Source organism: Microbulbifer jejuensis (genome assembly GCF_047289955.1).
Lineage (GTDB): Bacteria > Pseudomonadota > Gammaproteobacteria > Pseudomonadales > Cellvibrionaceae > Microbulbifer.
Map to the genome: position 1 here is coordinate 141,527 of NZ_JBLBUB010000009.1, position 23,942 is coordinate 165,468.

Here is a 23,942-nt window from a genome sequence, read left to right on the forward strand (position 1 = left end):
CAGGCCTATGGTGAACTGGGTTTCGCAATAAAACTTTCCATCAGGTGGTGCTGGAAGCCATTGACAAGGTGCTCGCGGCACCGGAAATTGAGGGCCCCATCCAACTCGTGCGCCCGTCGGTATATTACAAGTTTGCCGATCCCAAACTGGAAAAACTGCCCGGTGTGCAGAAACTGATGATCCGTATGGGGCCGGAAAATGCCATACGGGCAAAAGAGAAGCTCAAAGAGCTGAGGGAAAACCTGGAGGCGGTGCCGGTTCAACAGCCACAATCCAATCCGTAAACCCGGACAGGGCCCCTGTTATTCCCACCCCAGTTACCAGACCGATTATGAAAAACCTGTTTGGCGGCTGGTGACAGCTGCTCCCCGTGCAACCACTACCAGGCATCGAGCAGCCCCCCCACAGCGCGATTGAACGCGGCCCCTGCCGGAGCTATCCACCACTCAACTGTACACGGCGTGATCGCACCCTCTCCAGTCCAGTTGTTGGCTTATAGCGTGCTGTGGCCAATATTCGTGGTGAATTGCTCTGGCAGGAAGCGTTGGGCAGCACCGAGATTGACAACCCCTGGTTCACTTTTTCCCGTACAGCTGAAATCCATGAGGACAGTCTCTCGGTGGAATTCGTCTTTCAATCCAAATCCGATCATGTGAACCAGGGTGATATGTCGGAATATATGGCACAATTCGATAAACTGGACAAAGCGCTGCACTATCAGTTCTGGGCCAAGGGAAAGGCTTCTGACCAGCGCAACAACAGCAAAGAGATGAAAAATCTGATTAAACCCCTAATCAACAAATAATAAAAACTTTACATTCCTGACAATTGCATCAGTTTCCATGTCAATAGTATCGTTGAGAGATGGCGATTGGTCTAATTCCATCCGTTACCCGCCGGCCCCTCAGAGACTCATTGGCTGTATAATCAGCGTTGACCACATCCTGCTGTTCAATTTAGACCCTTTCGCCTCCCAACAAACCGCTGCGACTCCTTTTCAGTTTTGCCAGTGAAGAAGACGCACTTTGGAATGGTGATCACTATTGATTGAACTGGGTATATATAGGTTTTACAATTAACAGATTGTTCTCGGATTTTGAAAGGTAAGTATTAGGATCCCCGAAACCAGCACAAATGTACAAACTAAAATTGAATTTTTCGATTTGAATCTGCCCCAAAATCGAAATTTTGGACATTTTCTGCAAAAAAAATCATAATATTCGCGTTAATTTTCCCTCAATGTAAATCACAAAAAACTACGGAAATTTCTACAAAGTGTTTAAAATTACAAAAATTCTTGCATTTATACTAGCTCAATTTATCGTTTTCTCGACTTCAAGCCAAGCGAACTTTGACAAAGCCATGGAAATCTATAGCGCCGGGGAATTTGACGAGGCAAAAACCGCCTTTGAAGCACTTGCCGCTATCGGAGACAGGTCTTCCCTGTTTAATCTTGGAGTGATGTATTACCGAGAAGAGTCTGTGGTAAAAGATCCCGTAAAAGCCTATGTATTAATGCAAATCGCCAATAATGGACTCCAGGATGCGGTCTTTACACGAACCTCAAAATCAATATTTAATAATTTAAATGATTCTCAGAAAGAAGAAGCCAATAAGCTTTTTTCAGAACTGGACCCTATATATAATATTGCCTCAATTAACGGCAACATTTTTCCCAAGCCCCTTAGCGATGAAGACTGCGCCCCAGAAGTCAAACCCGCTAAAAAAATCACTACAAGATATCCGATTTCTGAAATAAGGTCTGGTCAAATGGGAGTTGTTCATACGGAGTTTACCATATCTCCTGAAGGCTACCCTCGCGATATCATTACAACCAAGTCCACAAATAAAAACTTCACGAAAGCAACTGTAAAGGCCTTAAAGCGAGCTATATATACGGCATCAACAGATGAAAAACCTATTTACGGCCATAGAACTAAATTTATTTTTACTATAGAAAATGATAGGGGAAACGATGCTGCGAACACCAAAAAACTTACCAGAGAGTTAAATAAACTTGAAGAAGCAGCAAATGCTGGAGATGCAGTAGCGCAGTACCTTTATGCTTCTCGTCTCAATACATTCCGACATTTTAGATCCTACTTGAAGAAAGTGGACTTGCAATATAAAACCGCCAATTCATGGTTTACAAAATCTGCCAAAAGTGGCCTTCCCCACGCTCAATATGAAATCGGCCGGAATATGCTTGAAGGCAGGGGGTGCGAGATTGACATAGCCAACGGCTATAAGTGGATTAATGCCGCTGCGATTGGCGGCTATTCACTGGCACAAAATGCCCTTGCTCGATCCGCACTTTCAAGTAGCGATATTTCTTTTGAGAAATCACGAGCTTCAATAAGCTGGTTAAGAAATTCAACACAATCTGAAGACTATACTGCCAAGTTATTGCTGGCCTGGGAACTTTCAACCTCCAACTTTGATGTGCTGAGAAATGGAGAAGAAGCCCTGAATTTACTTGATTCCAAAGCTGATAACTACTTTGATGAAGTGAGAATAATGGAAACCAGGGCTGCAGCCTACGCGGAATCTGGAAAATTCAAGGATGCACTAAAATGGCAGAAAAAAGCACAAAAAATGGCCAATAAACTTGATTGGGATATTCCGCTTATATCGGAACGGCTGAGCCTGTATACCCAAAATAAGACCTATAGAGGGGCATACTATTGATTTCTGTACAAAAGCTTGAACAGGCGTTTATGGTTGCGCCCGGCTTTCTGTGTGAAATGGGTCACTCCAGCAAGATGGAAACTTTGAAAGCGCCCCACCATGGCCGAGGGTATTGAGCACATGGCGGTGAACAATAGTAATGGCGTGTGATGCACTTGTATCGCGCAGCGAATTTGCACTTGGCGACCAGGGAGCGAGGGTTTGTTTGTATTTAGCAGCAGAGCCTGGCACCCCGGTGCTGATTAGATGTTTACTGTAAGCTACACGGCTTGTGTCTGGAACTTATTCCATATGGTCAATTTACTGTGATATTGCCTTTTTTCTCGTGCAAATATTGCATACGGTAAAACAATGGTACCTGCCGCCACCGGGAATACGGTATCAACCGCCATTAATGGAACGTCATTTATCATTGCTCCAGTATTTACCATTCTACTTGGTTCATTATTCATCAAACAGAAATTGTAGCACGCTCTGCTGTAAATCCTGGGAATTTCCTCGCAGAGATTCTTGTAACCCCTGCGACTAACATCTACTTGGTTATTCTCCGTATCCACAGTTTTTACTGTAGCACATGAAACGCAAAATACGGAGAGTATGAATATAAAAAATATTGGTTTCGCAGAGCTATCCTTCTGTTCATTCAGTCAATATCTGAAAAATATACGCCTTTGATTATCTGCTAAGATATCTACATTTTCCAGGCAACTTCATTACGCAGTTTTTCGACAATTTCTTTATTAGGCCCTGCCACTGCTAAATAAACAAACGAGGCCACGCCTCTTGACACACACTTTACTGCCACGCTATTGTTATGAAAGTTACCATATATGTAGTTTTCATTTTTGACGACTTGAGTAAAGCCGAGAGCTTTAAGCGCACTTAACCCTTTTAAAGCACAAGCACCCACATGGATATCTAATGCTTTATGGTGAGACCACAGTTGCGGAGGTTTTGCAGTAGGTAACTCCAGGGTTTCTTTTTGTACCGAAGCACATCCCGCTAAAAGGCTAAATATGCCTACAATAAAGCTATTTTTCACGAAGGTTATCCCGTACGTATTTGCTACAGTATAAAGACACCCAGAAGTTGGCAAAGTACTAAGAAATTTGACAGCTCTTCTGGCATGCTGGTTAGGTTCTATGCCCACTATATTAGATTTAACTTGTCACCACTATGGCCGCTATTATCCTTATTCATTTTTCAGAAGCAAGCTGGCATCAGTATCGGGTAAAACTCGGCTCAAGCGGTCATCCGCTTTGTGTACTAAGGTGCCATATGGAAAATGGCCGCTTGGCCATACCCTAAGAGTCAACGGTCAATTCTTGCTGTACCATCCGAATCACTTTTCATTTATTAGACTCACCCGCCAATTTTTGAAACCGCTTTCGCATTCTACCGAGGACAGTTGATCTTTGAACCAGATCGCTGTGGGGTGGTGTGAAAATTTTCAATGCCAGCAAAGGTGTCTCTGAGGGCGGCTTCGCGAGTTGGGTATATTTTCTGCCTCCGCTTAGCGTGAATTGCAGGTCTTTCTCACTCAGTTGTTGCCGCATCTCTACCGGTCAGGACGCATTCGCTGGCCTTCTGGGTTTTTGCACCACTGATCTCAGCGTTTAAGGTATTGCCACACGGCACCGCCAATTTCAAACCGGTTTCTTGTCAGATCAGTCTCTGAATGAGCGCGTGGGTCGCAGAACATAGCGCGGGTCGGGCATCTTGTCGTTCAGGCGCTTCTGGGTCAATGCTCCTTGCGCTGGTATCAACCATCGACCAGAGCCATTCTGGCGACTGCGCGGCTTGGCGTGCAACACATCTGTATCGTCCTCCTGATACTTTTACCTGTAGCCAGGCAGCCCCGTAGTGGATACCCATGTGCTCTTCGATTTCACTGTGGCCGTATCTGCCGGTTTTCTACCTGCAGATACCCCGTTTGTCCGCTCTTCTTAGGGCAAGGCAGGCAGTGCTGCATTTTTGTCCATACCGGGCTCATAACGCCAAATAACTCAAAATTTCCTTGCAATTTTATTCACAGTGCACTACAAATCGACCTATGTAGTACATAGTTACTCTGTTATACATATAAGGAGTGCAATTTGGAGCCTTTTGAACATAAATGGGATGTGCAATTCCGAAAAGGTACGCTCGAAATGGTGATCTTGGCTTTGCTTGGTCAAAAAGCTCAGTTCGGCCTTCGACTTCTTCAAAACCTTCATCAATTCGAAACAATGAAAATTACGGAAGGAACTTTGTACCCGCTACTTGACCGTTTAAAGCGAGAGGGTGTTGTCGAAAGTTATTGGTTACAGGAGGGTGAATCCAGGCCAAGAAAATACTATCGGCTATCTGAAGTAGGAAAAGATAAACTTGATGGGCTCAAGGCCAGGTGGCAGAAGTCCGTAAAAGACATCAATCAACTTTTTAATCAATGCAAAATTGAAGAATAAAAGGTAATAACATGGCAAGAAGCAAATTAATTCATAACTACCTGTCCGAACTGGAGATTTACTTATCCAGAATCAGTGAGGTTCAGGCTCTGGAAGTGGTTCAAGAAATTGAAAGTCATATCTATGAAGCTCTCTCCTTACGAGAAAGTTCAGAGAACACAGAAATTAAATCAATTTTGGCAAAGTTAGGCACGCCAAGGGAATTGGCAGCAGGATATATTGAACATATTACGATAGGCGTTGCACCACCAAAAGGCTTAAAGCCCTTATTAAAATTTAAGAAAGGGGTTAGCAGGAGTTTCTACTATTTAGTCTACACGATTGGATTTGGAATTGGTTTTATCCTGGTTGTGTCCGCAATGCTGAAGATAATCACCCCTTCACTCTTTGGTGTCTGGTATGCTGAACATGGCAACAGTTTAGTAGTTTCATTTAACCAGTCTGATTACTCAGCACAGGAAATACCAGCTATATGGTTAGCTCTTATCTCCGCAATGATTGGTACTGGAATATTATATTTAACTTACAAAATTTGCCGTATATTGAAAAGGCATATTTAAAATAGTAACTCCAAGGGGTAAGTAATGTCTATAATTTTTACTAATTTAAAGCACTTCGGGATTACCTTTATAATATTGATGACAGGTGTAGTTGCATTTGGGTTGTTTATTGGCGCGGATGCCCATTTATCCGAAGATAAGCTTGCCTATAAATTGGATGGTGAAGTACATGTATTTTATGAAAATAAAACACTGGTTACCAATATATTAAAGGGTAATAAGGATGATGGATATTATGTAGATACAGGTTACCATTCTGAAGATGAAAAGTTAATTATTACCGTTCCATTTCCATTAGATAACAGCACGTTTAATGTCACTATTGACCCTGAAATCACCACACCAGATACAAATTATAATGATGATGCATCCATAATAGCCCTATCTGATATCGAAAGTGGTTTTAGTGCCTTTCGAGATTTTCTAGTTATTCACGGGATAGCAGACACACAACTTAATTGGACTTTTGATCAAGGTCACCTTGTACTGGTGGGCGATTTTATTGACCGTGGCGCCTCGACAACTCAAGTTCTTTGGGGGATCTATAAACTGGAACAATCTGCTAAGAGAGCCGGTGGGAAAGTACACTTCATCATAGGAAATCATGAGATAAAAACCCTTCAAGGAAACTATCAATCAGCGCATAAAAAATATTTTTATATTGCTGGTATGCTTGGCAAGCAACAATATCAACTATTTGATGACAATGCATTTTTAGGCCGCTGGTTGGCTTCTAAAAATGTTCTTGAAGTTATTAATAATGTTGCCTTCACCCATGGCGGTATTCATCCCAAGATAACCGAATTCGGCCTTTCTTTGCCCGATATCAATCATATCGTCCGTGAAGGTTATAGAAAACTCTATTACACACCAACTCTTGAAACAAAAGAATCTTTTTTACGATCCAGCACAACCGGACCCGCATGGTATCGAGGATACTTTAAAGATGATTTATCACAACTTGAGGTTGAGCAGGGCTTAAAAGCGATAGAGGCCAAAGCTGTGGTAGTCGGGCATACATTGCAAAGCAAAGTCAATGCCTTATATAACAACAAGGTTCTTGCAATTGATGTGAAACATCCAAAAGACTATTTATTCAGTTTTCCATTTCGGAAAAGTGAAGGCCTGCTAATCAAAAACGGGCAATACTTCAGATTGCTGGAAAATGGTGAATTGAAAGACATTTAAGGAAAATACAATTTATATTGCCGGTATTGCTTTCAAGTCCTGGCTTTGGCTAAGTTCGTTTATGGATTTATCAATACAATCGGGCTCACTTTAATTTATTTGGACAAGGAAAGTGTTGTCTATGATTAGCTCTTGAAAATGATAGGCGGATGAGTAGGGCCGCGTATATTTATCACTATCTCCGGGGCAGTTTCTAGCGCCAATTCAAAATCGGGTCTGTCACTCCACTCTGAGCGCCTGCAGTGTAGGGTTCTCATTGATAAAGCAAGAACCGGTCCCTCAAGTATGCGGGGAGCACGAAACGCGCTGTACCGGATTCTCCCAGTGACAGCCAAGTGGAATGGACACCCCAATAAATACCGCCTCCCTCTTCTGGCTGAGATGCCAGCCAGCCAACGCTTTGCAACCAGACAAAACGCGGATGGTCCAAAGTGGTGCTATAGAGCTTGTCACTTTTTGAACTTCATTGATCTTTATAGACCTTGCCCGCTATTTTCCGCATCAGAACGGGAAACTCGTGCCCACGAAAAAACCGCCACATCCACTACCTGAGGGCGGCAGAAACTGTCATCACCCGGGCCTTCGCATGCCTGCGGGTATGGCTTCCCGCAATTGTTTGCCCCTGAGGGCTGGGCGGAGGTTACCTGAGCGGTCAACTTTCCTACACCCTCCAATTCCTCTGCCTCCTTTCATTCAGGGGTTCTTATAACTCATTGATTTTTATATATTTTTTTCTAGTAGAGTATTTCGGAGCACTATTTGAGAAGGGAGTTGGGCATGTGGCATTCGAGCTTGGTACAATACTAGGCTTTTGCTTTGCTAGTTCCGCCTAAGAAAGTCTCCACATATGTACACTATTGTGTACATAATCGAAGTTTTAATACCATGAATTCTGATTTTTTCCATAAAATTCAACAACGTAGAACTTTTGCTATCATATCCCACCCGGACGCCGGCAAAACCACCGTGACCGAAAAGCTGTTATTGTTCGGGAATGCGATACAACTGGCTGGCTCGGTCAAGGGCAAGAAAGGACCGCACGCACGCTCTGACTGGATGTCCATGGAGCGGGAAAGGGGCATCTCTGTCACCTCTTCGGTGATGCAGTTTCCCTACAGGAATCGCACCGTAAACCTGCTGGATACTCCAGGGCACGAGGACTTCTCCGAGGATACCTACCGGGTACTCACCGCGGTGGATTCCGCACTGATGGTAATCGACGGGGCTAAAGGTGTCGAAGACCGTACCATTAAGCTGATGAACGTGTGTCGGCTGCGCACCACCCCGATCCTTTCCTTTATCAATAAACTGGACCGGGATATCCGCGACCCTATTGAGGTCATGGACGAGATTGAGAGGGTACTCGACATTCGGGCCGCGCCGATAAACTGGCCGCTTGCCTCCGGTAAAAACTTTAAAGGGGTCTACAACCTCTACACCGACACAATTCATGTATTCACCCAGGGCCAGGGACACACCATTTCGGACGATGTCCGGATCAAGGGGCTTGATACCACAGAGGCCTCTACCCTGCTGGGTGAGTACGCAGAGGATATCCGCGAGGAAATCGAACTGGTGCGCGGTGCCACGCACCAGTTTGACCTGAAAGCCTATCTGGATGGTGAACTCACCCCGGTATTTTTCGGCACCGCACTGGGCAACTTCGGCGTGCGTGAAATGCTGGACGGCTTTGTCGAATGGGCACCCGGTCCACAACCGCGGGAAACCCGCGAGCGCCAGGTGGTGCCTAGCGAGGAAAAATTCTCGGGATTTGTCTTTAAAATCCAAGCGAATATGGACCCAAAACACCGCGATCGTGTCGCCTTTATGCGTGTGTGCTCCGGCACTTACAACCGCGGCATGAAGATAAAACATGTGCGTATCGGTAAAGAGGTCAAAATTGCCGATGCCGTTACTTTTATGGCCGGAGACCGCTCTCACGTGGAGGAAGCCATTGCCGGGGATATTATCGGCCTGCACAACCACGGTACCATACAGATTGGCGATACCTTTACAGAGGGGGAACTCCTCAAATTTACCGGTATTCCCAATTTTGCCCCGGAACTGTTTCGCCGAATCCGCCTGAAAGATCCACTGAAGCTCAAGCAGTTGCAAAAGGGTTTACAACAGCTTTCCGAAGAGGGCTCGACACAGGTATTTTTCCCGCAGGAGAGTAACGACATTATCGTCGGCGCGGTAGGTGTTCTCCAGTTTGAGGTGGTGGCTTACCGCCTTAAGGATGAGTACAAGGTCGAAGCCATTTATGAAAACGTCAATGTAGCCACGGCCCGCTGGGTGGAAAGCGAGAGCCCCAGGGAAATGGAACATTTCAGGCGCAAAGCGAGCACCAATCTCGCCATGGATGGGAGTGGGCACCTCACTTATCTGGCACCGACCCGGGTAAACTTGCAACTGGCTGAGGAACGCTATCCGGATATCCGTTTTTATGCCACCCGAGAACACTAATTTCATGTATGTATTCCTGCCCAGATTCAGCTGCGGATATCCAGGCAGTAGAGTGAGAGATCATAAATGAGTCAGCACAAAGAGTTACCGGCAGAGATACCGCGTCTTGGCAACCGCCTCACCGCTGCCATTGGCAGGCTGCTGATCCGGCTGATGGGCTGGCGCCTGGAAGGCACCTTTCCACCGGAAAAAAAAGTGATGGTGGCACTGGCCCCGCACACTTCCAACTGGGACTTTGTCGTGGCCATGCCGTTTATTATGGCCTACCGGATAAGGATTTCCTGGTTGATGAAGAGGGAAGCCTTTTTCTTTCCCTTAAAGGGATTCTTTGTGTGGCTCGGCGGTGTACCCACCGACCGCGCCGCAGCCGGCGGTATCGCGCAGCAGGTCGCATCCCGGTTTCGCGACAATGAAAAGATGTGGGTTGGTATCACACCAGAGGGCACACGCGAAAAAGTCACCAAGTGGAAGAACGGGTTTTTGCGCATTGCCTACGCAGCCGATGTGCCCATTTTCCTGGTTGCCTGGGATTTCCCCCGAAGACGCCTTTGCCTGGACTCCCTGTACCGGCCTACGGGAGACCTGGAACAAGATATGAGGGAAATTCAGCTTCGCTTCAGTAAATACCAGGGACATCACCGCAATAAGCAGACCAGTGCCCTGAAGGGCAGTGAATCCTCCCGTGATAGAACTCAGTAGCAATATACCCACAAGCACCTACCTGATTTTAACCGCGGTAGCCTTTGCCGCGGGTTTTGTGAGTGCCATCGCTGGTGGTGGTGGCATTATTACCCTGCCCACACTCTTGTGGGCCGGCATCCCTCCACTGGATGCCCTCGGTACCAACAAGTTTCAAAGCGTCTTCGGCACACTTTCATCGACGGTCAATTTCCTGCAAAAAGGGCAACTGCAATTAAAGCCTCTGTGGCCCGGCCTGATTGCTGCAATTTTTGGTTCGATGGCTGGCACCTGGACCGTTACCCAACTGGGTGGCGAAGACCTGCAGATCCTTTTGCCGGTTCTGCTGATTGCAATCGCACTCTACTTTACACTCTCCCCACGGATATCCGATTTCGATTCCAAACCCAGAATGGGCACAGGTGTATTTAACCTCTCCGTGGGTGGCGGGGTAGGCTTTTACGGCGGCTTCTTTGGCCCCGGTATGGGCTCTATTTATGCCCTGGCCTTCGCCGCACTCCTCGGCTACAACATGCGTAAAGCCACAGCATCCACCAAGCCCCTGGTTTTGGCAACCAATACCACCTCTATGATCATGTTTATGCTGGGCGGCCACCTTTTACTGTGGCTGGCAATCAGTATGTCTGTTGCCCAGTTTTTTGGTGCGCGTATCGGCTCAAGCCTGGTGATTTCACGGGGCACCCGGTTGATCAAACCTATCCTTATTCTCGCCACAGTTGCTGTCGCGGTAAAATTATTATTGGAGGCGTAAGAAGTGAGCGTATTTCTAACGCTATTACTGTCACTTAGCGCATTTGTTATTGTCGTCTGGACGTTGATGCACCTGCGCACGCCAAGATTCCGCATGGATAGGGATAGTTTTATCAAGGGGCTTGAAGATGTGATTTCCGGGCAGGCCAGTGAGAGTGAATGGCGCGCTCTGGTCGCCTGCCCTATGCGCCACGATCCCAAGCTGGAACAATTGCGCCTTGAGTGCCTGAAGATTGAAGAGCGAGAATACGACGATGGCTCCCCCTATTTATTTACCCAGGCCGGTATCAGGCAGCTGCGCGAGGTGCGACGCCAACTGCTCACTGAAACAGTTGGCCGACAGCCAAAATCCTGAACCCAGTAAACGTTAACCAAGGATAAACATATGTTTAAACGACTGTTGCCCCTAACCGGGAGCTTAATAGCCGCCATGGTCTTCAGTGCCGCCCAGGCCAAGCCGCTGCCCCGTGAGGACCTCTCGGTTGCCGAAGTGCTGCGCGACCGCGCCCTGGAATCCTCCGATGCCTACAGCATTGTGGAGTCACTGACTGTGGAAGTCGGCCCACGCCGTGCCGGAACCGAAGGTGACCGCCGCGCGGTTGCCTGGGCCCAGAAAAAAATGAAGGCGTTGGGTTTCGATCGGGTGTATACCGAACAGGTCGAGGTGCCGCGCTGGGTACGCGGTCACGCACATGCCGAAGTCATCGCACCCTACCCGCAGCCACTGGTGGTAACCTCCCTGGGGTACGGTGTCGCCACACCCGAGGGTGGACTGAGTGCTGAGATCGTCGAGTTTGCCGATGTGGAAGCGCTGCTAAAGGCCCCATCGGAGCAAGTGAAAGGCAGGATAGCCTTTGTCAACAAGCGCATGGAAAAGGCCCGCACCGGTGAAGGCTATGGCCCCGCAGTCCAGGGACGCAGTAGGGGAATGCGTGCAGCGGCCACAAAGGGCGCCGCAGCGCTGCTTTTGCGCTCTGTAGGAACTGACTCTGACCGCTTTGCCCACACCGGCATGATGGCAATCAAAGATATTGAAAACCCGGTGCCCGCTTTGGCGCTCTCGGCTCCGGATGCCAATTTGCTCGAGGCCATGCTCGGGCGCGGCAAGCCCGTAGTGGTCAAACTTGATGTCGACAACACACGCCTCGCCGATGGCCCTTCATTTAACGTGATCGGAGAGATCACCGGCCGCAAGCAGCCCGAAGAAGTCATGGTCATCGGCGCCCACCTCGACTCCTGGGACGAGGGCACTGGCGCCCTCGACGATGGCGCCGGCGTTGCTATTGTCCTGGAGACAGCCAGGCTCATCGCGGAACTGCCAGATCGCCCACGCCGCACGCTGCGCGTGATTCTGTTTGGCGCCGAAGAGATAGGCTTGGTGGGTGCCAAACAATATGTCGATGCCCACCGCCATGAGCTGGACAATATTATCGCCGTATCCGAATCCGATTTCGGCGCCGGGAAAATCTGGCGTTTTGACACCCGCCTGCCGGAGAACAAATTTGATATCGCCGACCAAATGATGCAGTTGCTCGCGCCCCTCGGCATTGAACGCGGCAATAACGCCTCTTCCGGAGGTCCGGATAGCAGTGTATTCGTCGCCGAGGGTGTACCTGCCTTCGGCCTATACCAGGACGGTACAGACTACTTCGACTACCACCATACCCCCAATGACACGCTGGACAAGGTTGACCCTGAAAACCTTCGCCAGAATGTCGCAGCCTGGGTCGTGATTTCTTTCCTGGCTGCAGAAATGGAAGGCGACCTGGGCCGCATCCCCACTAATACGGACTAGGTCCGGAATCAAGCCAGGAAGGCTAAGCTATGCCCACACCGAAAGCCCCCACTGCTGGGGCTTTCCACTGCCCCCATGGGAAGGCCTCCTTCACCGATTGACACTTTTCCTCTGCAAATGCGCTGTCCACAGGCCGCTCACCTGCACTCTGTCATTACAAACTTGTTACTAACAGAAACCATGGATAGAGCTGTGTATAACTCTGGTATATCCCTCGCCAGTAGCCGATATGCCGTGCCTGTAGCCCGAGCGTGTAAAAAAGCAGCACTCCAAGTGTCCCTTTGCAGAATCTCTGCACCACAAACACCCCTTTGCCGCCCCCTCCTCCTTCCTTCCGGAGGAAACTGGTGGAAGGCCCGGTACAGGGCGCCAGGAACCCCCACCCCCTATATGCGTGGAGACCACAAATCGTAAAAAACACCACTGGCAGGGCACTACCCCATTGGCAGTAATCAGCAGACACCACACCCTGCCAAGAGGGCTCTGCCAATTGGATGACCCCACGGCTCAACGCACAGAAATGGCCTTTGAGAGCACGCGAGTCGACACTCCAGGGATTTCGTGTCAAAGTTAGAGGCGTTTATTTATACAACGATTGACCGAGATAGAAAAATGCCGATTAAGCTGAACAATCCTTTGATTCCGGGTCTGTTGGCTGTCGCCGTCCTCACAGGCTGTCAGGCCGATAAGAGCACAGAAGCAGCCACCCTGGCCAACAAGGCCCAGAGCACCCTTGCAGAGGTGCCTGTCACCTTGGAGGCTGAGGCGGAAACACACCGCCTGACCAAGTGGCTGGATGCACGTTATGAAGAGCAGCTACAGTTCAGCCCCATGCAACTATCCTACCTCGGGCGCAAGCAGCAGTACGACCAGATCGACGATATGAGCGAGGCCGCAGAGGCGCGCCAGCTGGCCTGGATGGAGAAGACCGTTGCCGAGCTGAAGAAGAATTTCAACTACAACAAACTGACCCAGGAAGGGAAAAATTCCTACGATATCTGGCGCTACCAGTTTGAACAGGCCAAGGCAGCCGAGCCCTTCCGACGCCATGGTTACATTTTCGAGCAAATGGGTGGTTCCCAGTCACAGCTACCCAACTTTCTGCTGAATTTCCACAAGGTGGACACTATCGAGGATATGCAGGCCTATATTGCCCGTATCGGTGGTATCTCCCGCGCCATTAACCAGCTGCGCGAGCGCGCCGAGCAGTCCTCCAGGGCGGGCATCCGTCCACCGCGTTTTGCCTTTGAGGGCGCTATCGAGCAATCCAGCAAGCTGATTGACGGCGCCCCCTTCAAAGGTGGCGACGATGCCCCCCTGTGGGCCGGAGCTAAGGGCAAAATTGCCACGTTGCTGGAAGCGGATAAGATCAACCAACAACAGGCTGACAAGCTCACCGCAGACGCCCGCAAGGCCCTGGAAACCGAATTCCTGCCCGCCTACAAAACTCTGATCGCCTGGCTTAAGAAAGATATGCAGAAGGCATCCGTAGAACCCCAGGGCGCCAGCAGCCTGCCGAACGGCTCGGCTTTCTATAACCAGCGCCTGGCCAATACCACCACCACCGAACTGACCGCCGATGAGATCCACAATATCGGCCTTGAAGAAGTGGCGCGTATTCGGGGAGAAATGGAAACCATCAAGGAGCAGGTGGGCTTCGAAGGTAGCCTGCAGGAGTTCTTTACCTTTATCCGCGAGGACGGACAGTTCTACTATCCGAACACAGACAAGGGCCGCCAGAGCTACCTGGATGACTCGAAGGCTTTCCTCGACAATATCAGCACCAAGCTGCCCGAGTACTTCGGATTGCTGCCCAAGGCGGAGCTGGTGGTGAAGCGTGTCGAGTCCTTTCGCGAGCAGGACGGCGGTGCCCAGCACTATTATCCAGGTACTCCGGATGGCACCCGCCCAGGTATCTACTACGCGCACCTGTCCGACATGAGCGCTTACTCCACCACCGATATGGAAACCGTGGCCTACCACGAGGGCAATCCCGGCCACCATATGCAAATCTCCATTGCGCAAGAACTGGAGGGTATCCCGCAGTTTCGCACCCAGGCGCACTTTACCGTCTACTCAGAGGGCTGGGCACTGTATTCCGAGAAGCTGGCCAAAGAAATGGGGGCCTATGCAGACCCTTACAATTTGTTCGGCCATCTGACGGCCGAGATGTGGCGTGCCATTCGCCTGGTGGTGGATACCGGTATGCACGCCAAGGGCTGGCGTGAAGAGCAGGCAGTGGAATACTTCCTGGAAAATTCCGCGATCCCGGAAACCGCCGTGCGCTCTGAAGTGCGTCGTTACCTGGTGTGGCCGGGACAGGCCACCGCCTACAAGATCGGTATGCTGAAAATCCAGGCGCTGCGCAAGCAGGCCGAGGAGCAACTGGGCGATAAGTTCGATTTCCGCGGTTTCCACGATACCGTGTTGGGCGGTGGTGCCGTGCCGATACCGGTACTGGAGAGCCGTGTGGCCAGTTGGGTGAATTCTGTTAAGGGCGCTTGATTGGTGGTGTTTACAGCTGACCCAAAAGCCGGACAATGTCCGGCTTTTTTATTGCGTATTCGGATGTGAATTACGTCTTGTAATTACGGGTTTAAAAGTGCATTTTGCCCGGATTTTTTTGTAGTGAGGGGGATAGTGTGGATACCAATATTTACAATGCGCCTGAGGCCGACCTGGGCAAGGATTCTACCGGCGAAGCAGAGTTTTATGTTGTTTCAAAAACCAAATTTCTGATACTTTATTTTGGCACTTGCGGCATATACTCCATTTACTGGTTTTATCGTCATTGGAAAGAGTACAAACTGACCAGTGGTGAAAAAATGCTACCGGTCTTACGAGCTATATTTTCAATCTTTTTTACCTACCCCCTATTCACCACCATACAAAGTCGAATTGAGGAGGCCAAACTCAGCTATCAATGGCATCCGATATTAATGGCCGTTACTTATATCGTGGTTGCCCTGGCCAGCTATATCAGTGACGGGCTTTCGGTTCTCACCAGTGAGGTTTCAATTTTTGACTTTATCAGCTTGGCACTGATGCCAATAATGGCCCTCCCGTTGTTTTCCGCACAAAAAGCAGCCAATCTTGCCTGTGGAGACAGGCTTGGTGAATCCAACGCGAAGTTTACCCTACTGAATTTTCTGTGGTTGCTGTTCGGGGCAGTGATTTGGGGGATGGTGTTTTTGGGAGCCTACGCCGCACTAACAAAACCATCAATAGGGTAGTTAAAATGAAAAAACTGGCTATTTTATTCTGTATCCTCGCCGTGCAGTTTATTGCCACGCCCCTGTGGGCAGAGACAATACCTACGGAAATCACCGTGCGCGCCAAGGCCAGGGATGCCAAATTTATTGGTTCCTCTATTGGGGGTGCCATGGTCATTATTCGCGCGGCGGATACTAATGAGATTCTCGCCAAGGGACTGACCCAGGGCAGCACTGGGGATACCGGCAAGATTATGAAAACCCCGCGGGAGCGCTATCTGCCGATTGCCACCGGAGCAGCACACTTCACCGCTGCGCTGGATATCAGCGAACCGGTGTTTGTGACTATTGAAATCCTGGCCCCATACATTAAAAAACAGGCCCGCGTGGTAGCGCAAACCCAAACCTGGCTGGTGCCCGGTAAACCCATCAGTGGCGATGGGTTGGTCGTGGAAATACCGGGTATGGTGGTAGACCTGCTCAGCCCGCAAACGCACCTGTACACGGGCCTCGACAAGAGCCCTTATGAGATCCGCGCCAACGTGGTAATGATGTGCGGCTGCTCGATTACCAAGGGCGGCCTCTGGGATGGCAGCAAGATTGAAGTGGTGGCGCTTGTACAGAAAGATGGAAAAACGTTTACCACAGTGCCGTTAAAATTACGCGACACCATGAATATATTCAGTGCCCCTTTTTCCACCGAGGTACCCGGTGTCTACGAAATCCTGGTCTACGCCTATGACCCAAAGACCGGCAATACCGGTGTCGATAGGAGCAGCTTTATCGTGCGTTAATACGTGTGGCGTGTATTGCAAAGCGATAAAAAGCGTTGCCCGGTCCATGGGGATACATGCCTGCAGGATGCGCACCGCCAGCGGCTCAACCGGAAATTGCCACCGGCCTACATTGCCGGGCCAAGCCAAAACGGTTGGTATCCGGTTCAGCGTCAGCTTCCCAGACCGGCACAGTCGGTTTCCCCCACCCGGATGCGCGCGACAACAATCGCTGCGCAATGGCACCCGGTGCCGGGCTTTGATCTAGAATCTAGCCACAGCCTACCGTGACCCGACTGTGATATGTAAACACCTGTCTAGCGACGCGGGGATAGGCCCCACAGGGAGATCCCTTGAAATGGAAGGGAAAAAAGGGGACCCGAACAAAGCAGCCCGACACGCCCTGCTTGAAGAACACCGCCCGGAACGTATTGAGGCGCGCTTGCACCGCGAACCCAAGTCACAGCAAGTTTCCGATTTTGTTCTGGGGGCTATCGACGGCTGTGTCACCACCTTCGCCATTGTAGCCGGCGCATTCGGTGCCGGCTTTTCCGAAGCGGTGGTGCTGGTGATGGGCTTTGCCAACCTGATTGCCGATGGCTTTAGCATGGCAGTGAGCAACTACGAAGCCGTCAGCGTGGATCGGGAACAGTTGGAAGCGGCAACCCGCACCGAACGCCAGCATATTGCACTGGTACCTGAGGGGGAGCGGGAGGAAATCCGCCAGATCTTTCACCGCAAAGGATTTCACGGAGAAATACTGGAACAAATCGTCGCTACCATTACCGCCAACCGCAAGCTCTGGATAGAGACCATGCTGGCGGAGGAATACGGTATCAGCCGTTGTGCACGCAGGCCCCTCGGGGCTGCACTGGCGACCTTTGCCGCGTTTATTGGTGTGGGCGCCATACCACTGCTGCCCTATCTTATTCAGCCACTGAGCACGACTGAGCAGTTCTACAGCAGCACGGCTTTGGCTGCTTGCACTTTCTTTGCCATTGGCCTGTGTAAGGGCTTGGTGTTTTCCCGCCAAGTACTGGCCTCCGGGATCAAAACACTGATTTTTGGCGGGGCTGCGGCCGCACTCGCCCTCGGTATCGGCTTTTGCCTGCGCAGCTTTATCGGTTGATGGCCATCACTGTCAGGCCGCCACCACCTTGTTACGGCCACTGTTTTTCGCGCGATACATACGTTTGTCTGCTTCCGCAAGCAGCTGATTGTGGGGGCTACCGCGGCTATTGCCTTCCACGACCCCAAAACTGATGGAGACTCTCACCGGCTGTACGTAACGGCGGCTTAAAATCTCCACCCTGTGGCGCAACTTCTCCGCCAGCAGGCTGCCACCACGGACATCCGAGTTGGGCAGTAAGAGCAGGAATTCCTCACCGCCCCAGCGAACGACAATATCTCCCGTACGGGTGTTGTCCCTGAGAATCTTGGCAACATCCTGCAGGATACGATCACCGAAAGCATGCCCGTAGGTATCGTTGATCAACTTGAAATTGTCGAGGTCGCCAATCAGGATCACATATTTGCTGTGCAGATCCCGACTGCGGCGCTCCAGATCGTGGATGGCGCGATAGGCTTCACGACGGTTGGCAAGCCCGGTTAGAGCATCTGTGGAAGCGTTTTTCTCCAGCTCCCCAGTCAATTGTTCCAGCAGCTGCTGAGTCCGGTGACGACTGCTATCGAGGAGCGCGGTCAGCGCTGTGAGGGCACCGAATACTGCGATAAAGCGCGCGCGATAGGCAGTGTCGTAGTTAGCAGTAAAACCGGGAAACTCAGGGTAGAAAAGCACAGACGCGGTGGCAATACCGATGCCCAAAAGGGCAACGGTGCCGTTTTTGTAGCCGTACAGGTTGATAAAACCGGGAACCAGCATAACAGCCCACATCAGGCCGGTGTTGTTCACACCACCGGTTAATAACAGATAAAAGTAAAGAACCAAAAGCAGGCCCCCAACCAGAAGCGGCGTCTTCTCACTGGGGCCTGACAAATTGATGATGACGTAAGTACACAGGATTATCACTGCAACCGCCGACAGTGTCATCGCCTGCAGTATTTCTGTTACGGATAGGGCAATCACGGCCATGGCACCTGTTACCGCCATGGCGAATAGCAACATATAAGATGAAGCCAGGATGCGGCGGCGCAGGTCTATTTGCCGCATCTCCTCCACCGACGTACAAAGCGCAGGATTCTGTTTATTATACCCTGAATGCATAATTATCTCTGTTGTCATACAGGCCGCAGTGTTCCCCAACCCTGCAGCCCAGTGCCGCGCATTACTCCAGGGGAAGAAATCTGCCGCCGGAGTGCAGCAGTGCTGAGTATAGGGGCATTCTTTCAGCAACCAAAGTCGCAAGCTAAAGTATCAGTAATCGAAAACTTGGAAATGGGACACCGTGATACCAATTGTACTGACCTGGGGTGATATTCTGACACTGCATGGGGATGCACTCGTATGCCCAGCGCACAAACACCTGATTTGTGGGCGGGGTCTTTCCGCACAGATTTATGCGCGCAGTGGTGCGGAATTGGTAACACAGTGCCAACTTCAGCCCGAATGTGCCGTAGGTGAGGCGCGTCTCACCCGAGCCTACCGGCTGGGGGTAGACTATCTACTGCACACCGTGACACCCCAGTGGAGCAGCGGCGACCAATGGGGCGCACAGGCACTGCAACAATTGCGACGTTGCTACGAAAGCGTGCTGGTGCTTGCAGAACAAAAAGGCCTAAAAAATCTCCTCTTTCCCGCTTTAGGGGCCGGCACCAATCGTTTTCCCCATACAATTGCAGCCCATCAGGCGCTGGCGGTGCTGACGGAATGCACCGGGAGTTTTGAGCAAATCACTATCTGCCTGCACACACCAGCCGCATTGGGAGAATGGCAGCAGGTTGAGCAACAGTTTTTTTCAGTGTGAGAATTTTTTCGTCTGAGAATGTAACCGCTTGTTGAAAAGATCCCTGCCGATGGCAATCCTGCTGCAGAAGCCCACTATATTCTCCCTGCAGGCGTCCAAATTGCCAGGCAACAAAAGAATGATCGGAGTGAGGTAGCTCACCCGGATGAAGTTCGGTGCCACCACCGACTTTTTTCCAGCAAACCGCACAGCAACAATGACAAGCCGGTTTCTCCGTGCCACATTTACACGCGTGAGACGCCCGGATTCTCCATGGAGGCCTCGAAAAATATCGCTGCCGAGTAGATTGCAGGCCGGTGTAAAATAATCAATGCATCTTTATTGTGCGACCACCAGGGACCAAACCAACTCACCCCATCGCCCCAATTTCCTTATCACGGTTCACCATCGCCGAGAGAAAACGCTATCTGTCTGGTGTAGACTGCTTCAGCGATTCAGCCAGTCGTCCATCGCCGCCAGTATCTGGTGCCGATAGGGCTGGGTTTCATTGATCATCTGGTGGCGGGCACCGCGAATCAATACCCTGTGGCAATGGGGAAAGCGGTCGCGGATCGCACGCATATCGTAGCGCCAATCCACGGTACCATCACCGGTGCCCTGCACAACCAGCATCTTGCGGGGATTTCGTGCGGTTTTGGGGAAGGTTTTTATCCAGTCCACCATGGCACCGAGCCAGCACATGGAGATTATCTGGGACTGCAGTGGGTCGCGCAGCGCCTGGCGCCGGGAGAATTCTGCATCGTGGGTATTGATATTGAACTCACGGCTGGGCTCGCTGATAAACAGGCGCCCCAGGTAGTACTTCCACTTGACCAGGTGCCAATTTGCCGGGCGTACCAGTGGTGCAAGCAGGAATATCTTATCCAGTGGCTGCCAGCGGCTGTATTGCAGGTGGGCCATTAACGCTGCACCCCCGGTACTCTGTCCCATACCATGCCAGGGCCCTGGCAGCTTGTCGCTGGCAATAGAGAGAAGGCGATCAAATACCTGGCGGTACTGCAGGAAGGTCTGAATGGCTACCCGCTCCCCGCTGGAGAGGCCGTGACCCGGGAAATCGAAAATCACCACGTTCAGGTTGCGTTCCAGGCCAAAGCGAATTGCCGGGCCATAGATACCGGTGTGATCAAAGTATCCGTGACAAATAAACAGAGTGCCACGGGGATTTTCCACCAGCCAGTATTGTGACACCAATTCAAAGCCCGCAGCGATGAAGGTGCCGACCCCGGTTGTGTGGGCGAGCGGGAAGTGCAAGTCATAGAAATTTCGATAGTCCTGCAACTCCGTTATTAGCGGGACTGCATCACTATTGAAATCGAGTTGTGGTAACTTCCGGCGCAATGCCGAGTAGTCCGGGCGCTTGATCACCGGGCTGCTTTCGAAACTACTGATATCGTGCAAGCTATCCATTAGATCAATGGTACTGCATTTTGCCAGTGGGGAAGTGACGGTGTGGCAGGATAATAAACATTTTGGAGGGATTAGGGCGGTTGCGGGAACCGCCCTTGTGAATTTTAGCGCAAGTAACCGCTCACTTAATTGCGGGTTCCAGCTCACCGGCAGCGTATCGCTCACTCATGGTGTCGAGGCTAACGGGGCGAATCCGGCTGGCCTGGCCGGCGCTGCCAAAAGCTTCGTAGCGGGCCACACAGATCTCCCTCATCGCCTGCAGGGTGGCTTTGTAAAATTTGCGCGGGTCGAATTCGGAGGGATTCTGTGCCAGGAAACGGCGAATAGCGCCGGTAGAGGCCAAACGCAGATCGGTATCGATGTTGACCTTGCGCACACCGTGCTTGATGCCCTCGCAGATCTGCTCCACAGGCACACCGTAGGTTTCGGGAATTTCCCCCCCAAACTCGTTGATCACTGCCAACCACTCCTGAGGTACCGAAGAAGAACCATGCATCACCAGGTGGGTGCCGGGTATACGGGCGTGGATCTCCCTGATACGACCGATGGCAAGGATATCGCCGGTGGGCGGGCGGGTGAACTTATAGGCGCCATGGCTGGTACCGCAAGCGATTGCCAGGGCATCGACCCTGGTTTTCTGTACGAAATCCGCTGCCTCTTCCGGGTCTGTCAGCAACTGGTCGTGGGACAGCTTACCCTCGGCGCCGACACCATCCTCCTCTCCCGCCATACCGGTTTCCAGAGAGCCCAGACAGCCCAGCTCCCCTTCAACGGAAACACCGCAGGCGTGCGCCATATCCACTGCGCAGCGGGTTACATCGACATTGTACGTATAGGAAGCTGGCGTCTTGCCGTCTTCCTGCAGCGAGCCGTCCATCATCACAGAACTGAAACCCAGCTGGATCGAGCGCTGACACACTGCTGGACTGGTGCCGTGGTCCTGATGCATCACCACCGGGATTTCCGGAAATTCCTCAATGGCGGCAAGGATCAAGTGGCGCAGAAAGGGCGCTCCGGCGTATTTACGCGCTCCGGCAGAAGCCTGCACGATGACGGGGGAATCGGTCTCCCTGGCCGCTTCCATGATCGCGCGCATCTGTTCCAGATTGTTCACATTAAATGCGGGCACCCCATAGCCGTGTTCTGCGGCGTGGTCCAGCAACTGGCGCAGGCTGATAAGAGCCATAATCAATTCCTTTCTCGTCTCTTCGTCGTATCTGTAATTTTGCTTTTACCAACTGCCAGTAAACGTTGACAGGTGAGGCGTTATTCGATGTGGTGTCTCAATCGTTCGCACGAGACTCCAGCATGGCTACCGCCGGCAGTTTCCGGCCCTCTACATACTCAAGGAAGGCCCCACCGCCAGTGGAGATATAGGATACCTTATCGGCAATGCCGTATTTGTCCACAGCTGCCAGGGTATCACCACCACCTGCGATGGAGAACGCATCACAGGCGGCGATCGCCTGGGACAAATGCTCTGTGCCGACACCAAACTGGTCGAACTCGAAAACCCCCACAGGGCCGTTCCAAATAATGGTCCTGGCACTTTTTAGAATCCCCGCCAGCTGCTCGGAGGACTGGGGGCCTATATCAAAGATCATATCGTCTTCAGCCACTGTATCGGCTGACTTGGTCACCGCTGTGGCGCCCTCGCTCAGCGCCTTCCCGGTCACCACATCCACAGGCAGGGGGATATTGCACTTCTGCATCAATCCCCTAGCAGTATCCACCAGGTCGTGTTCGCACAGGGATTTACCCACCGGCTTGCCGCTGGCGGCAAGGAAGGTGTTGGCGATACCGCCGCCTACGATCAGCTGGTCTACTTTGTCAGCCAGGCTTTCCAAAACAGTCAGTTTGGTGGAAACTTTGGCACCGCCAACGATCGCCACCAGCGGGCGCGCCGGCTCCGCCAGCGCTTTTTGTAGAGCTTCCAGCTCCGCAGCCAAGAGGGGGCCGGCACAGGCTACCGGGGCATACTTGGCTACACCATGGGTAGATGCCTGGGCGCGGTGGGCAGTACCAAAGGCGTCCATGACAAAGATATCGCACAGCCGGGCATAGGCCTTAGCCAGGGCCTCATCATCTTTTTTCTCACCCACATTGAAGCGCACATTTTCCAGCAGAGCCACCTCGCCAGCGGCTAACTCCACACCATTGCGCCACGCCTTCACCAGCGTCACTTCGCGAGCCAGCAACTCGCCCAGACACCTGGCAACCGGGGCCAGAGAGAACTCCTCGGCGTATTCCCCTTCGATCGGACGTCCCAGGTGGGACATCAACACTACCTCGGCGCCAGCATTGATAGCAGCCTGAATCGTGGGAATCGCTGCACGGATACGCGCATCAGAAGTGACCTGCCCCCCTTTCAGCGGGACATTCAGGTCCTCACGAATGAGTACCCGCTTACCTGCCAAATCCAGGTCTGTCATCAGCTTGAACACTATTCGCCAGTCCTCTCTACTTGATTTACTGAAAATACGGGCGCGGAGTATATCAATTGCCCTCTGTCGATGCCGATAGGAGAATAAAGAAAAAGCCGTTTCAGCGGCCTTTATTGACTGGTTGTATAAGATTGGCTGTATAAAAAAAGCCCTGACCGCGAGGGATCAGGGCTTTGTAATAGAAGCCTGACAATGACCTACTCTCACATGGGGAGACCCCACACTACCATCGGCGATGCTGCGTTTCACTTCTGAGTTCGGCAAGGGATCAGGTGGTTCCACAACTCTATGTTCGTCAGGCAAACTGGCTTGGGTTGGCGTTGGTCTTAAGAGCCTGGGCTCTGCCTGCCACGTTATCACTGTTTGCCTCGGTCAGTTTGTTGACCGGCGATAACCCCAAATAATTCGGTAAAACACTCTGTAGTAATACACCGCAAGTCGCATATTGTGTGTCTTTCTCTCCACAATCCACTAGCTTCACTAGCCGTTAGTAACCATCTCTGTTGTATGGTCAAGCCGCACGGGCAATTAGTACTGGTTAGCTCAACGCCTCACAGCGCTTCCACACCCAGCCTATCAACGTGGTAGT

Annotated in this window: 21 protein-coding genes and 2 rRNA genes; 16 read left to right on the forward strand and 7 right to left on the reverse strand. The window is 51.2% G+C overall.

All coding sequences use genetic code 11. The annotated features are described in order from the left end of the window. The first annotated feature begins 47 nt into the window (after window positions 1–47). The 3 genes from ACL7TT_RS07960 (at window position 48) to ACL7TT_RS07970 (ending at window position 2,688) form a co-directional block, all read left to right on the forward strand. On the forward strand, window positions 48–284 hold the full coding sequence (locus tag ACL7TT_RS07960) for a DUF3014 domain-containing protein (RefSeq protein ID WP_413394505.1): 237 nt from the start codon (window positions 48–50) through the stop codon (window positions 282–284). A gap of 221 nt (window positions 285–505) precedes the next feature. Then, window positions 506–805, forward strand: coding sequence for a hypothetical protein (locus tag ACL7TT_RS07965; RefSeq protein WP_413394507.1), 300 nt, complete (start codon window positions 506–508; stop codon window positions 803–805). A 470-nt stretch (window positions 806–1,275) separates the two neighbouring features. Continuing rightward, window positions 1,276–2,688 (forward strand): energy transducer TonB, encoded by a 1,413-nt coding sequence (locus ACL7TT_RS07970; RefSeq protein ID WP_413394509.1) that lies wholly within the window; start codon window positions 1,276–1,278, stop codon window positions 2,686–2,688. Between the two features lie 691 nt (window positions 2,689–3,379). Here the strand turns inward: ACL7TT_RS07970 and ACL7TT_RS07975 are convergent. Next, window positions 3,380–3,730: a hypothetical protein gene (locus ACL7TT_RS07975; protein ID WP_413394511.1), complete on the reverse strand. Its 351-nt coding sequence runs from the start codon at window positions 3,728–3,730 to the stop codon at window positions 3,380–3,382. Between the two features lie 1,054 nt (window positions 3,731–4,784). Here ACL7TT_RS07975 and ACL7TT_RS07980 point away from each other — a divergent pair. The 12 genes from ACL7TT_RS07980 (at window position 4,785) to ACL7TT_RS08035 (ending at window position 17,707) form a co-directional block, all read left to right on the forward strand. Then, a complete protein-coding gene (locus ACL7TT_RS07980; protein WP_413394513.1) occupies window positions 4,785–5,135 on the forward strand; it encodes a PadR family transcriptional regulator in 351 nt (116 codons plus the stop codon). An 11-nt stretch (window positions 5,136–5,146) separates the two neighbouring features. Continuing rightward, a complete protein-coding gene (locus ACL7TT_RS07985) occupies window positions 5,147–5,695 on the forward strand; it encodes an HAAS signaling domain-containing protein (protein WP_413394515.1) in 549 nt (182 codons plus the stop codon). Window positions 5,696–5,719: 24 nt separating this feature from the next. Further along, window positions 5,720–6,883, forward strand: coding sequence for a metallophosphoesterase (locus ACL7TT_RS07990; RefSeq protein ID WP_413394517.1), 1,164 nt, complete (start codon window positions 5,720–5,722; stop codon window positions 6,881–6,883). A gap of 885 nt (window positions 6,884–7,768) precedes the next feature. Continuing rightward, window positions 7,769–9,349 (forward strand): peptide chain release factor 3, encoded by a 1,581-nt coding sequence (locus tag ACL7TT_RS07995; RefSeq protein ID WP_413394519.1) that lies wholly within the window; start codon window positions 7,769–7,771, stop codon window positions 9,347–9,349. A gap of 66 nt (window positions 9,350–9,415) precedes the next feature. Continuing rightward, window positions 9,416–10,048, forward strand: a complete 633-nt coding sequence (locus ACL7TT_RS08000) for a 1-acyl-sn-glycerol-3-phosphate acyltransferase (RefSeq protein ID WP_413394521.1) — start codon at window positions 9,416–9,418, stop codon at window positions 10,046–10,048. After that, on the forward strand, window positions 10,032–10,799 hold the full coding sequence (locus ACL7TT_RS08005) for a TSUP family transporter (RefSeq protein ID WP_413394523.1): 768 nt from the start codon (window positions 10,032–10,034) through the stop codon (window positions 10,797–10,799). The genes ACL7TT_RS08000 and ACL7TT_RS08005 overlap by 17 nt, the downstream gene beginning before the upstream one ends. A gap of 3 nt (window positions 10,800–10,802) precedes the next feature. Then, window positions 10,803–11,153, forward strand: a complete 351-nt coding sequence (locus ACL7TT_RS08010; protein WP_299946978.1) for a hypothetical protein — start codon at window positions 10,803–10,805, stop codon at window positions 11,151–11,153. Between the two features lie 30 nt (window positions 11,154–11,183). Next, window positions 11,184–12,593: a M20/M25/M40 family metallo-hydrolase gene (locus ACL7TT_RS08015; RefSeq protein ID WP_413394525.1), complete on the forward strand. Its 1,410-nt coding sequence runs from the start codon at window positions 11,184–11,186 to the stop codon at window positions 12,591–12,593. A gap of 612 nt (window positions 12,594–13,205) precedes the next feature. Next, entirely contained in the window at window positions 13,206–15,098 is a 1,893-nt protein-coding gene (locus ACL7TT_RS08020) for a DUF885 domain-containing protein (protein ID WP_413394527.1), read from the forward strand. 137 nt (window positions 15,099–15,235) lie between these two features. Further along, complete coding sequence (locus tag ACL7TT_RS08025; RefSeq protein WP_413394528.1) at window positions 15,236–15,826, forward strand: hypothetical protein; 591 nt, start codon at window positions 15,236–15,238, stop codon at window positions 15,824–15,826. Between the two features lie 5 nt (window positions 15,827–15,831). Further along, a complete protein-coding gene (locus ACL7TT_RS08030) occupies window positions 15,832–16,599 on the forward strand; it encodes a hypothetical protein (RefSeq protein WP_413394530.1) in 768 nt (255 codons plus the stop codon). Window positions 16,600–16,936: 337 nt separating this feature from the next. Then, window positions 16,937–17,707, forward strand: coding sequence for a VIT1/CCC1 transporter family protein (locus tag ACL7TT_RS08035; protein WP_413394532.1), 771 nt, complete (start codon window positions 16,937–16,939; stop codon window positions 17,705–17,707). Between the two features lie 12 nt (window positions 17,708–17,719). Here the strand turns inward: ACL7TT_RS08035 and ACL7TT_RS08040 are convergent, their stop codons facing one another. Then, window positions 17,720–18,748 (reverse strand): GGDEF domain-containing protein, encoded by a 1,029-nt coding sequence (locus tag ACL7TT_RS08040; protein WP_299946963.1) that lies wholly within the window; start codon window positions 18,746–18,748, stop codon window positions 17,720–17,722. Between the two features lie 235 nt (window positions 18,749–18,983). On the opposite strand from ACL7TT_RS08040, the gene ACL7TT_RS08045 reads away from it, so the two are divergent. Then, window positions 18,984–19,502 (forward strand): macro domain-containing protein, encoded by a 519-nt coding sequence (locus tag ACL7TT_RS08045; RefSeq protein WP_413394533.1) that lies wholly within the window; start codon window positions 18,984–18,986, stop codon window positions 19,500–19,502. 426 nt (window positions 19,503–19,928) lie between these two features. Here ACL7TT_RS08045 and ACL7TT_RS08050 read toward each other — a convergent pair whose 3' ends face one another. The 5 genes from ACL7TT_RS08050 to ACL7TT_RS08070 all read right to left on the reverse strand — a co-directional run. Then, window positions 19,929–20,909 (reverse strand): alpha/beta hydrolase, encoded by a 981-nt coding sequence (locus ACL7TT_RS08050; protein WP_413394534.1) that lies wholly within the window; start codon window positions 20,907–20,909, stop codon window positions 19,929–19,931. Between the two features lie 121 nt (window positions 20,910–21,030). After that, window positions 21,031–22,095, reverse strand: coding sequence for a class II fructose-bisphosphate aldolase (gene fba / locus ACL7TT_RS08055; RefSeq protein WP_299946957.1), 1,065 nt, complete (start codon window positions 22,093–22,095; stop codon window positions 21,031–21,033). 97 nt (window positions 22,096–22,192) lie between these two features. Further along, window positions 22,193–23,356 (reverse strand): phosphoglycerate kinase, encoded by a 1,164-nt coding sequence (locus tag ACL7TT_RS08060; protein WP_413394546.1) that lies wholly within the window; start codon window positions 23,354–23,356, stop codon window positions 22,193–22,195. 181 nt (window positions 23,357–23,537) lie between these two features. Further along, window positions 23,538–23,653, reverse strand: a 5S ribosomal RNA gene (gene rrf / locus ACL7TT_RS08065). Window positions 23,654–23,860: 207 nt separating this feature from the next. After that, a 23S ribosomal RNA gene (locus ACL7TT_RS08070) occupies window positions 23,861–23,942 on the reverse strand; the annotation flags it as partial.